Raw genomic sequence first — 12,431 nt, 5'->3', positions numbered from 1 at the left:
GTTTTCAGCGGCCAACGTTACAGATGTCGAAAGATGAGTGGCACATATGATCAGGAAGTCCCGTTCCCTGCTGGCAGCAGCCCTTCTCGCCGGAAGCGCATTCTGCGGCGCAGCAGAAGCCCAGACGGCCACCCCCGCCATGGCTCCGGCAACAACCGCTTACGTCAACGCGCCGGTCGCGGCTCCGGTTTCAGCGCCGGTTGATCACAGCGGCCACTGCGGCCTGTTCCAGACCTGCGCCAGCACACGCATCGGCCTCGGCCGCGGCGACTTCATCATCCGCCTGTCCGCCCTCGGCGTGATGCCGGAAGATCGTGACAGCAAAGTCTGGCTGAATGGCAACGCCATCCCGGGCCGGATCAAGACGACCCGTCAGGTCATGCCGGAACTGACCTTCGAATACTTCTTCACCGACAACGTCTCGATCGACCTGATCGCCGCCAGCACCCGCCACGAAGTCGCCGCCGAAGGTACGCCGCTCGGCAAGATCGACGTCGGCAGTGCATGGGTTCTCCCGCCGACCGTCACCCTCGCCTGGCATTTCCGTCCGCATAAGCGCTTCAACCCGTATGTGGGCGTCGGCGGAACCCTGGCATGGTTCCACAACGTCTCCCCCGCCGGCGGCGTCGTGCAGAAACTCAATGTCGGCGTAACCGGTGGGCCGTCCTTCAACGTAGGTTTCGATTACCAGCTCGTTGGTAACTGGTTCTTCAACTTCGACGTCAAGCAGATGTTCATGCGCATGCACGCCTGGGCCAACGACCGTGGGTCGGGAGCCTTCATCAAGGCGCATGACTCCCTCGACCCGACCGTAGTCGGCGCCGGTATCGAATATCGCTTCTGATCATGAACGCGGCCCTGCCGGCGCTGCTCGCGCGGTACGACGGCAACCTGCCGCGTTATACAAGCTACCCGACCGCAGTCCGTTTCTCGGATTCGGTCGGCCCGAAGCAGGCGTCTGACTGGCTGGAAGCAATTCCTCCCGGTGAGGCGCTTTCGCTTTATCTGCACGTCCCCTTCTGCGACGAGCTGTGCAGCTTCTGCGGTTGCAACACCACCGTCGTCCGCCAGGAAAACGCCCGCGCCGCCTACGCGGATCTCCTCTGCGAGAACCTCCGCCGCGCCGGCCGCCTTATCCCCCGGATAGCCGCCAGCCGGCCCCCGCTCACCCATATTCAGTTCGGTGGCGGAACACCGACCACCCTCCCGGAATCAGGCTTCCATGCGGTCCTGGACCTCATCCGCGACCTCTTCGACATCCGCCCGGACGCCGAGCTGAGCATCGAACTCGATCCCCGCCACTTCAGCCCGTCCATGGCCACAATGCTCGCCGGACTAGGCTTCACCCGTGGCAGCCTCGGCGTCCAGGATCTCGATCCCGCCGTGCAGCAGGCCTGTGGACGCATCCAGAGCCTCGCCCAGACCCGCGATTGCGTCGAAGCCCTCAGAGCCGCCGGCATCGGCAGCGTCAACATCGACCTCATCTACGGCCTGCCGCTCCAGACCACCGAAAGCATCCGCGAAACAGCCCTCCAAACAGCGACTCTCCGGCCGGACCGCCTCGCCGTCTTCGGCTACGCCCACGTCCCATGGAAGGCAAAACGCCAGCAGCTGATGCCCGAAGCCGACCTCCCCGGCGCCCCCGAACGCATCGCGCAACGGCAGATGATCGATCAGGTCCTGCGCGATGAAGGCTACACCGCCATCGGCCTCGACCATTACGCCCTCCCCGAAGACAGCATGGCCCGCGCCACACGCGACGGCACTCTCCACCGAAATTTCCAGGGTTACACCACCGACACGGCAAAATGGCTCGTCGGCATCGGTGCCTCCGCCGTCTCGTCCCTGCCCGGCGGCTTCACCCAGAACATCGTCAGCCCCGCTGCCTTCGCCCGCGCCCTGTCAGACTCGCCTGATCTGCCCATTGCCCGCGGTGTCGCCTGCACCGAAGACGATAGAAAACGCGCCGCCCTCATCGAACAGATCATGTGCGGCTGCCCTGTCGATCTCACCCCGACCGGCCCCGACGATTTCACCGCCGAACGCGAGCGCCTGAAACAGTTCGCTGCCGATGGTCTCGTCGAACTGACCGAAACCACCCTCAGCGTCACCGAAACCGGTCGCCCTTTCCTCCGCAACATCGCCGCCGTCTTCGACCGCTACCTTCCCATCACAGGCGCCGGCCCAGGTCAGCACTCCCGCGCGATCTGACTGTTGTTGTTACGTGTTGCCACCTTCTCAGGGCTTTGCCCTGGAACCCACCAAAGGTCGCAGACCTTTGGAAACCTGCTTATTTATCAACAGATCGGGGTGAAGGGGGCCGCGACCCCTTCCGGGTTCGGGCGGAGCCCGGAGACTCTCATCGACAGGTCAGTCTTCACAACCTCTGGTATAATGCGAACTGACTTTCGCGAAGGCATTTGTGAAGCTTATGGGAGAACGTCGTTACAATTTCGCCAGTGTCCTCGCGAAACCCGAAAGCATATTGTAATGTAATTTTTGATAAATTTCATTTTTTCATTTTAAGTAATTTCATGAATTACAGCATATTATATTTATACAAATATAATATAATTAAAAATAAATAAAAAATTTCTAAATCGCAATGCAGGAGCACAATCTCATCCGGCGCCAGTCAGATCACGACTCCATTACTCAGCCCGCATAACTACCCGCGTCACTTTCCCGGCATCAGAGTACCAGATAAAGTGGTCATTGCTCACTGCGCATCACGATCGTCTCCATTCATAGAGCAACCCGAAAAATTATCGTTCCTCATTCTACGCCGTAAAATAATGTTCTGAGTTCAAAACAAAAATGTCCACAACTTTCTGGAATCCGTCCCACTTCCATACCGTCCCCGAAACAGACCAACACTTCAGAACAAAGAAAAATCCCTGGCCTCACAATGCAGAGACGTGCCTTCTGTCACAAACCATCTACTCCAGACAGGAACCGCGCCTTTCATGGCCACCCGACAGCCAGCCCCGCTCTTCGTGATTCCGCAGCTGCTTTTACTGCGTCCACGCAAAGCTCTGCGATTTTCTGAAAAAATACTGACGGAGACAAAAATATTTTTGTCTCCGTATTATTAAGGTGTCTGCCCCGGAACAGGAACTGTCTGCAGCCAGCAGTAATCCTCATCGTTAAATAAACCGATGTCGCAACCGCTGCTCTCTTTTACAGGCTTCACCATCCACAGAGCACGATGTGAGCAGTGAACACTTCCGCCTCATGCTGTCATTCTGACGGCATCTGCCTCTGCTGACGAAAAACTCAGCCGTCAGTGTTTGACCATCTGCGCCCGGGCCTCACCATTTGGAAAGGCCTCCGTGTGCAGATTCAGATAAACCTGCCCATCCGACAGCTCTTTCGCCTGCTCGCTATCAAGCGTTACTTTTCCTGAGAGCGGGCTTTTATATGGGCCGTCCACAGGAACCATCACGTCGGCGTCCTGGTCGAAAGAGGCCGGACCGTGAAAATGAGCAGCGTTGACCGGTCCGGACAAACCTTTCCAGGAGAGTTTATAGCTCAGCACATTGGTATCCGGATTAAGCGTCGCCCGAACTTCACCCGAAGGCGTAGTGTTCGTCCCATGCTCTGCTCTGAAAGTGCCAATGAAAACCTGACTTTTCGCAGCCCACGCCGCCGGTGAAACGCCTGCCGTCATACAGGCAGCAAGAAAAGCGAAAGGAACGGCTTTGTGCATTCTGAGCATTATAACCTCCATATGGCGTCAACAGACAGCACCTGAACGCTCCCGCAGGTCCGTCGTTCACTGCAATTTACATCCTGCTAACAGATTTGCTCCAGAATACAGTTCCGGAGGATACCGTCATGACAACAATTTCCAATCTCAGCGGCACCAGCTATGCCCTGCTCGCAATGCAACATAAGGCGCGCACCTCAGGGGCGCCCGCAGCACTTGGAAACACCAATATTTCCGCTACAGGTAAACGCGCTCACGGCAGTTCTGTTTCAATCGGCCTTGATGCCACAGGAAATGTCATCACCACGGCAAGCCACAACAAAGCGGACAAGCAGAGCAGCTCAGCTTCAGTTAATCTGTTCGGCTGAACTCACCGGGGATCACGTTATTCCGGGCGACTCGTTTCGGAATAACCGATTATTGCGCTCTAACTGACGACAGTCAGCTTCCAGGGAGTGCCTGTGATGGCCGGAGGCTCCGCCACCAGCGGAGTGGCGTTCGGCAACCGCACATTAGCGGGAAGATGCATCGCGGACCTCAGGGCCCGGAACAGGGCCCCGTGGGCCACGATCATGACCGTGCCCGGCCCTCCGAGGGCCCTGTTTACAGCCTCGACGGCCCGATCGCGCAACAGCATGAAAGGCTCCGCGCCCGGCGGTGTGTAATGACCGGCGATCCAGTCATCGTACCACGCACCCATTGACTGGCCTTCCTGCTCGCCGAAACAGACCTCTTCCAGCCCCTGATCCACTGTCAGTGACGGACGTGGCCCCACGCGTTCCAGCGCATCAGCCGCAACTTCGGCTGTCCTCAACGCGCGCATGAGCGGAGACGACACGATGCGGTCGATCCGGAGAGCCCCTGCAGCTCTCCCGGTCAGCAACTCACCAGCGGCTTCTGCCTGCGCAAGGCCGGTCGCGTTCAGAGGAATATCAGTCCGTCCCTGAGAAAGGCCCTGCTTATTCCAGTCAGTCTCTCCATGACGGAGATACCAGTAGCGCATCGGAGTCATCATCAGGGAGCCCCCGCTCAGTCGAACAGTGACGATACAGAACTCTCATCGGAGACGGCTCTCATAGCCCGTGCCAGCAGCCCGGCAATGCTGATCTGCCGGATGTTGCTTGCAGCCCGCACTGCCTCCGTCGCCATGATGCTGTCAGTCAGAGTGAGCATCTCGATCGAAGACTCGGCAATACGCTCCACGGCCCGGCCTGTCAGCACGCCATGTGTTACATAGGCTCCCACAGACGCGGCACCCTGATTGCTGATTGCCTGAGCCGCATTGCAAAGCGACCCGCCACTATCGACAATATCGTCAACCAGAAGACAGTGACGCCCTTTGACATCGCCGATCACATTCATGACCTCCGACACCCCGGCCCGTTCACGCCGCTTGTCGATGATCGCCAGATCTATATTGAGGCGCTGCGCAAGCTGACGGGCTCGTATCACGCCGCCAACATCCGGTGAGACGATCATGAGATCACGATCACCATAGCGTTCTTTAATATCGCGCACGAAAAGCGGTGCCGCATAAAGATTATCGACAGGAATATCGAAAAAACCCTGAATCTGCATCGCATGCAGATCCATTGTCAGAATTCGGTCGGCACCAGCCTCAACCAGGAGATTAGCTACCAGTTTTGCGCTGATCGGTGTGCGTGGCCCGGATTTGCGATCCTGACGGGCATAACCGAAATATGGCATCACAGCTGTAATGCGGCGCGCGGAACCCCGGCGTAATGCATCCAGCATGATGAGCAATTCCATCAGATTGTCATTGGTCGGCATGCAGGTGCTCTGCACGACAAACACGTCTTCTCCGCGAACATTCTCGAAGATCTCAACAAAGATCTCCATATCGGCAAACCGTCGAACGGAGGCGTTGCAAAGAGACATGTTAAGCTCGGCCGCAACGGCCTCGGCCAGAGGTGGATTGCTATTACAAGCGACGATCTTCATTTGGCCGACGTTCCCGTGAAACTGCCACAAGCCACCCATGCAACCGGGCGTTGCGGGCGTTCTAGCAACGTCATCGCCCCCTGTCATCCGGGTGTTAACGCATTCCTTCCAGTTGCCCGTCTTATCCGCGACCTCTGCTCACGGATATATGGGCCGAAACACTGCCTCCGCTTAGGGCCCGGCCGCAATCAGCATGATACCACCGGTCACGAAGAGGAAATAGTCCAGGAAGAACCGAATTGCGCCGGAATGGCATAACCACCCGTTGCCGGAGCCGGCCGGGGACCCTTGCGCAACACCAGCACACCTCCCGGCTCAAACGAATAAATATAGTCAGCATGAGCGATCGTCGCAGGCCGATGGGCCACCATGACCCGGGTGATCTTCATGTCACGAAGAGATCCCGCCACGATCGATTCAGTGTATTCGTCGAGATGACTTGTCGCTTCATCAAGAAAGAGGATTTGCGGCCGTTTGTAGAGTGCGCGGGCCAGAATGACACGCTGTTTTTGTCCTCCTGAAAGGCCCCCCCCATGTCGCCGACGAGCGTCTCAAAACCCATCGGCATACGTTTAATATCATCGAGAATCGCTGCTTTTTCAGCGCATTGTGTGATCAGTTCCTGATCCGGCTGCTCAGCAAAACCACTGATATTATCCGCGACAGACCCGGAAAAAAGTCCGTCATCCTGCAATACGCCGGCAATACGCTCACGGTAACCCTCAAGCGACAAAACCGATATATCCACACCGTCAATAAAAATATGCCCTTCATCCATAGGATGAAGCCCCATCATCGCTTTCAGCAGCGTCGTCTTGCCGCATCCTGATGGCCCGATGATCGCAACGCTCTGGCCTGCCGGAATGTCGAGATCGATACCCTGGAAAATCCATGGTTCCTGTGCGGCGTAACGCACAGACATTTCACGGCAGGCAAGGCTTGCAGCGTCATGATGCTCCGCGGGAATCGTCGGACTGACCGGCTCCGGCTCTGTCATGACGATGTCAGCGAGACGATCGCTCTGGATATTCAGCATCCGTAGCTTAAAGCCGGTTCCCACAAGAGATCCGACGCGGCTGGCGAACTGATCTTTGTAAGACAGGAACGCGACCAGCATGCCAACCGACATGGAGCCGTCCATGACCTGTCTCGCGCCGAGGACCATCATGATCAGACGATCTGCACCGAAAATAAAATCACCAAGCCGGCCATAGATCAGGTCGAAACGCTGAAGCCTGAGTTTGATGTTGATACTGTCGATGACGATGTTCAGCCAGGTCGTGCGCCGCCTCTCCCGAAGACCGAGCAGTTTGACGCTCGCCATACCACGCAGCGTCTCGATAAAATGACTCTGCTGGCGCGCATTAATGACAATCTGTTCTTCTGAAGCCTCGCGATAGGTTCGATATGTCACGAGCCGGAGCAGAATATCCAGGACCAGTGCGATACAGGCAACCAGGCCCAGCCAGCCGCCGTAAATGAACAACATGATTCCCATGCCAATGCCCATCAGACCGTCCATGATAGTCTGGACCATATCAGTCGTCAGAGCCTGCTGAATTGATCCCAGCGAACCAAAACGGGACAGAACATCTCCGACGTGGCGTTTGCTGAAATAATCGAGCGGCAAACGGGTCAGATGGTCAAAAAGACTTGTATTCCATTCAAGACCGACCCGTGTGCTGAACAATGTTACAGCCCAGGTTCGCACCGAGCCTATGAACATCTGCAGCAAAAGAAGCATGGCCAGACCGAAGGTGATCGTCATCAGCAAATCATGATCCGCAGTTACGATCACCTCGTCGATCACGACCTGTGAAATCATCGGCGAAATAAGCGCGATGACTTCCAGCCCCAGCGACAGAAAAAACAGCCCCATGAGCGCGCCACGCAGTCCGGCAACGTGACGAAACATGTCCCGTAGCCGAATGGTTTCGCGGTCGTCCTTACGTTCAAATGTCTCGTTGGGCGTGACCTCAAGTGCAACTCCCGTAAATTCACGGGAAACTTCGTCGAATGGCACCGTCCGGCGTCCGACAGCCGGATCATTGATTGTGATCAGATCACCTTTGACAGCGACCAGAACCACGAAATGGTTCATCCCCCAATGGAGGATACAGGGCGTTCGCAGCCTGGGCAGATCATCCAGTTCCAGACGAACCGCGCGACTGGTGAAACTGAGCGTATCGGCAGCCTGTACCAGGCTGCGCAGCGTCACGCCTTTGATAGAAACCGAATAGCGTCGCCGCAAAGTGGCAAGATCAATCTGATGCCCGTAATATCCGAGAATCATGGCCAGACAGGCGATACCACACTCCGCCGCCTCGACCTGAAGGACAACCGGCACTTTTTTGCCGAAACCAAACTGAAGGGAATCGAAAGCATTGCTCATTTATCGACGAGCCCGCCGCTGACCGACATAATACTGTCACGCATGCTTGTCACCGGGTCGAATATCCACTGGTAGAGACGCCGCGAATCGATTGCGATATCTGCCTCGACCTCCATCCCGGCCTGAATCGGCTTTTTTTGTCCGTAGGCCAGTATATACGGCAAATCAGGCCTGACCCGTATTCGGTACAGATCTGATCCGGAAGACGATTTCTGGTCTTTCGAACTGCCGTTCTGCTGTTGTTGCTGACCTTGTCCCGGCTCCGTTGCTGTCAAAGGCGCACGGGTAATTTCTGTTACCCGTCCCCGGGCAAGGCCGAATCTTTGATAAGGAAAAGCAGCATAACGCAACAGAACCGGCTGTCCTTCCCGGACAAAGCCGATTGAAGCGCTCGTGACGTAAAGCTCGGCATCAAGTGTACGACCTGTCGGAAGCAGGGTTACCAGCGGTGTTCCTGCACTGACCTGCTGTCCCGGATTTCCTCGCACGGCACTCAGAATACCGTCTTCCGGGGCTTCGATGATGATTTCGCGGTGGCTTTCACTCTCGTCAATCTGCTGGTCGATCTGAGCAATCTGCCGGTCAAGGTCGTTGATATCATGCGCTGTCTGACGATCATATCGCATCAGCTTCGAGGTGTTGTCTGAAATCTTACCTTCAGTATCAGTATAATTCTGAAGAAACTGAGCGTGACTGCTAAGAAGCTGAGCATAAGTATAAAGCTGGCTCTGAAACTGTGTTTCGGTGACGAGATGAGCACTTTCCGCATCCCTCATTCGTCTTACCGCAGCTTCAACCACAGGAAGTACTTTGGCATCATTTGCAAGCTGCTGCCCGGTCAGCACGTGCTGTTGCTGCAGGTTCCTGATCTGATTCACCAGAGCCTGTTTCTCGACGGGTGCATCAGCAACCCGGATCTCTTTTTGCCTCTCAAATAAGTCGCGCTGACGGCGCAACTGAGTGAGAACATGCTCCTGTGTCGCGCCAGCAGTTGTTCTCGCTTCAAGGTCGATCACGAAGAGCTGCTGGCTTTTATGCACCTGCATTCCTTCTTCAGCCAGTCTTTTGCTGATGATGCCAGTTGTGCTGGCATCGATGGTAATGAGCCCCGTTGGCGGCAGCATCAGTCCCGTCGCATGAACACGGCGCGTGTAGATACCGAAACGCAGGTAGAGAATTGTAAGAAGGACAAGTCCGAGTGTTGCCCAGGAAATAACCCGGACAGACAGGGATTGTGCTGCCTGCACCTGTCCGAGCCACGCCTGGCGACGAGCATCCAGCGCTTCCTGGCGATAAAGTGACGACATACAGAAAGGAATCTCTCGGGTACGGAGCGTGTCGCTGATAAATTAACGACAGAAAGATACAGATAAAGATAAAGAAAAGAAAAAGACGGTCCACCGGATCGCGCTGCCTGACACAGCGCGGCAGGAGGACCGTCAGTTCATCTGTAATGACAGTGCGCTCAGTATTCCGGCACGCACCCTGTTCGAAACATCAGCCCAGGTTGCCAGTTGTATTCGGCGGGAAGTCGATTGTGCTCATGGCAGTGACATAGCCGCACTGATTAAGGCTTACAGCTGAATGAATCGCTGAAACGACATTGTTAAGCAGGGTGGTTGCCTGACAAACTGTCATGCTCAGACCAGCCGTGTATCCCATTTTGGTATCAGTATAAACATTCTGTTGAGCTGAGCTTATTGTTGAGCAACTCGCATGATTAAAAATGTCTGCCTGTACATTATATTCGCCAGCGAGATACCCGGCATAAGCCGCGATAGAGGCAGCGCCTGGCGTGCAGGACGGGTGCGGATTACAGGCTGGCCGAGGGCTACAGGATGGGTGCGTATTGCATCCCCCGGAAACTTCATTGAGTTCCATCATTGTTAGTTCACGCATCTGAGTTCTCTCCATATTTTATGCCCTCCCGCGTCAGATTTCTCAGCGGAATGAGCAATGACGAGCGTGATGTCACCACAACGCCTCGCCTTAAGAGGTTGTTAATATTTTTTAGAGGCCTGTTCCAGAGAATAAATGCACCAGATGCTGGACATGCCACGAAAGACGTAACATCGCATTGTTCTTTATTAATATGAGAGAGGTTCTATTGTTTTGCTGCGTTTGTTTTATCATTTTGAAATGCATTGGAATATTGCTGGTCAGCTCAACAACATTGCAGGATTAACCTGAATAATCATCTGAAGATTAATTCTAAATTGTTTGTAAAATCAAAACATTTAACGTTTTATTTCGTTGACAGAGAAAGTTATAAAAAGTTAAAAAAAGCCAAACGGATGCCCTGTCGTCCGGAACCCCAAGGAACCTTACATGCTCGACAGCACAAAAACGAACACCAGCAGCGCGCTGACTGCCACGGCCGCTACTTCAGGCGGCACTGGTACTGAGGTCGATCCATACATCCTGGAAGGTAATTCTGGTACGATTACCCTTGCATCAGGTAAGTGGTATGTTCTGCCAGACAATGTAACGGTCGGCACAGCCGTCACGAAGGATTTCAATTCTTCGGCATCTACCGGCGGAATTAATGTCAACGGTGCCCATCTCGACATCAAGACGGGCGCTCATGTCGCCGGTACCATTGACATGTCCGGTACAGGGTCAACGCTTGTTCTGGAAAACACCAGCGGCAAGTGGGCTTATCAGGCCAATATGGCGGGTGAAGATCTGTCGGCTGGCGGTGATCAGTTCTATACTTATCCGTCGCTTCAGAATGCGACGATTGCCAATTTTGGTTCCGGTGCTGGTCTCTGCGCGCAGAATGTGCCTGGTGGTTACGGATCGAATGTCGGTATTGGCGGATCTGACACGACCAGTTCCACGCTTATTATCAAGCAGGATAGCGCAATCCCCGTCACCGGCACGCCAGCCAACCCGCAGGGTAATCCGTCTCCGGGCTATATTGGTGTCCCCGTGACTGTGGAGAAAGGCTGCCCGGTAACGTATTTTCATACCGATAAGAATGATTCCTGCCAGATTGACGGCTGCTTCCTGCCCGGTACGCATATCCTGACGCGCAATGGCGAAAAGCAGGTTGAGACCCTCTCCGAAGGCGATGAAATCGCAGTTCTGACCAATGGGGAGATTGCTTACCGTCCGCTTGCATGGCTGGGCCGTTCCCATGCTGACGTCGCAAAGCTTGGTTTCGATCAGGACGCCTATCCGGTCCGTATCGTCAAAGACGCCTTCGGCACAGATGCTCCTCATCGTGATCTGCTCGTTACATCAGAGCATTGTGTGTATGTCGATGGCCGCTTTATCCCGGTTCGCATGCTGGTCAATGGCCGGTCCATCATCGTTGAACGCAGCATGACATCGTATGACTTCTATCATGTCGAGCTTGATGAGCACGCCGTGATTGTGTCTGAAGGGCTGCTTAGCGAAAGCTATCTCGATACGGGCAACCGTGGCACATTCGAGAACTCCGTCATTCGTTCCATGCGCCCTCACTTTGCTGGTGGTCTGGTTATTGCTGGTGGTAAAGACTGGCAGAGCGATGCGGCAGCTCCGCTTACTACCGATCGTGACATGGTTGAACCGATCTGGAAGAACCTTGCTACACGGGCCGGGCAACTCGGCATGGAAATGGACGCCGCAAGAGTATCAAAGCAGTCTGTCGTGGATCCGGACATCCGGCTTGTTACAGAAGATGGCCGTGAAATTCGTCCGGTCCGTCATATTGACCGGACCTACTGCTTCATGGTTCCGGCCAGTGTCGAAACTGTCCGGGTCGTCACGAACGCTGCCCGCCCTTCTGAGGCGATTGGTCCCTTCTGTGATGACCGTCGCACACTGGGTGTTCTAATCGGTAACATCTTCATTGCGAACGGCCGTGAGCGTCATGCACTGACAGCCTGCAAAGATGCAGACGCTGTCGATGGCTGGCATGTCAGCGAGGGTGGTGTCGGTCGCTGGACGGCAGGTGATGCTCTGCTGTCACTGGGGCTGGCCTCTGAGGGACTGTTTGCAAAAATGGTTGAAATTGAAGTGCTTTCTGCTGGTCCTTATCTGATTGATGTTTCGGATGTCGCCGGAATTCAGGTTGCCTGATCGCAATCTATAGCGGCCCGATCCTTTCCGGAGCGGGTAGGAGAAGAAAAAAGGAGGGCATATGCCCTCCTTTTTTCTACCTGCACTATTTTAGCCAAACGGATACAGTCGGGTTTATTTCAGATTCAGGTCTGTTTCTGAAGCGATACTGCCCGGGGATGTCTCATAATAATGCCTTAATCCAGCCTCACATCACGATGGAACTGCTGCACGGGCAATAATCCGAAAAACGGCAGAATGGGCAATCCAGGCTTGCCGCTTTGTGAGTTTCGACGGTAACGGAGCCTGTGTTCAGGAACA

9 protein-coding genes and 1 pseudogene are annotated in these 12,431 nt (G+C 55.1%); 4 read left to right on the top strand and 6 right to left on the bottom strand.

The window, feature by feature from the left end; translation table 11 throughout:
* Nucleotides 1-46: 46 nt before the first annotated feature.
* Nucleotides 47-844, top strand: a complete 798-nt coding sequence (locus GOB85_RS07420) for an OmpW/AlkL family protein (RefSeq protein WP_173576957.1) — start codon at nt 47-49, stop codon at nt 842-844.
* Between the two features lie 2 nt (nt 845-846).
* Nucleotides 847-2,211, top strand: a complete 1,365-nt coding sequence (gene hemN, locus GOB85_RS07415) for an oxygen-independent coproporphyrinogen III oxidase (RefSeq protein WP_173576914.1) — start codon at nt 847-849, stop codon at nt 2,209-2,211.
* Between the two features lie 1,072 nt (nt 2,212-3,283).
* Here hemN and GOB85_RS07410 read toward each other — a convergent pair.
* Nucleotides 3,284-3,718, bottom strand: coding sequence for a CHRD domain-containing protein (locus tag GOB85_RS07410; protein WP_242011348.1), 435 nt, complete (start codon nt 3,716-3,718; stop codon nt 3,284-3,286).
* A gap of 119 nt (nt 3,719-3,837) precedes the next feature.
* On the opposite strand from GOB85_RS07410, the gene GOB85_RS07405 reads away from it, so the two are divergent.
* Nucleotides 3,838-4,077 (top strand): hypothetical protein, encoded by a 240-nt coding sequence (locus tag GOB85_RS07405; RefSeq protein ID WP_173576915.1) that lies wholly within the window; start codon nt 3,838-3,840, stop codon nt 4,075-4,077.
* A 59-nt stretch (nt 4,078-4,136) separates the two neighbouring features.
* Here the strand turns inward: GOB85_RS07405 and GOB85_RS07400 are convergent, their stop codons facing one another.
* The 5 genes and pseudogenes from GOB85_RS07400 to GOB85_RS07380 form a co-directional block, all read right to left on the bottom strand.
* Nucleotides 4,137-4,724, bottom strand: a complete 588-nt coding sequence (locus GOB85_RS07400; protein WP_408737051.1) for a histidine phosphatase family protein — start codon at nt 4,722-4,724, stop codon at nt 4,137-4,139.
* Between the two features lie 14 nt (nt 4,725-4,738).
* A complete protein-coding gene (locus tag GOB85_RS07395) occupies nt 4,739-5,671 on the bottom strand; it encodes a ribose-phosphate pyrophosphokinase (RefSeq protein ID WP_173576916.1) in 933 nt (310 codons plus the stop codon).
* Nucleotides 5,672-5,877: 206 nt separating this feature from the next.
* Nucleotides 5,878-8,063, bottom strand: a pseudogene (locus GOB85_RS19585) (peptidase domain-containing ABC transporter).
* Nucleotides 8,060-9,370: an HlyD family secretion protein gene (locus GOB85_RS07385; RefSeq protein WP_173576917.1), complete on the bottom strand. Its 1,311-nt coding sequence runs from the start codon at nt 9,368-9,370 to the stop codon at nt 8,060-8,062. Before GOB85_RS07385 ends, GOB85_RS19585 begins: the two are co-directional and overlap by 4 nt.
* Before the next feature lie 190 nt (nt 9,371-9,560).
* On the bottom strand, nt 9,561-9,962 hold the full coding sequence (locus GOB85_RS07380) for a hypothetical protein (protein ID WP_173576918.1): 402 nt from the start codon (nt 9,960-9,962) through the stop codon (nt 9,561-9,563).
* 429 nt (nt 9,963-10,391) lie between these two features.
* On the opposite strand from GOB85_RS07380, the gene GOB85_RS07375 reads away from it, so the two are divergent.
* The gene (locus tag GOB85_RS07375) at nt 10,392-12,131 is read left to right on the top strand and encodes a Hint domain-containing protein (RefSeq protein WP_173576919.1); all 1,740 of its coding nucleotides are present in this window, start codon (nt 10,392-10,394) and stop codon (nt 12,129-12,131) included.
* Nucleotides 12,132-12,431 lie beyond the last annotated feature (300 nt).

Source organism: Acetobacter fallax (genome assembly GCF_011516735.1).
Lineage (GTDB): Bacteria > Pseudomonadota > Alphaproteobacteria > Acetobacterales > Acetobacteraceae > Acetobacter > Acetobacter fallax.
This window is presented reverse-complemented; position numbering and strand designations above follow the sequence as displayed.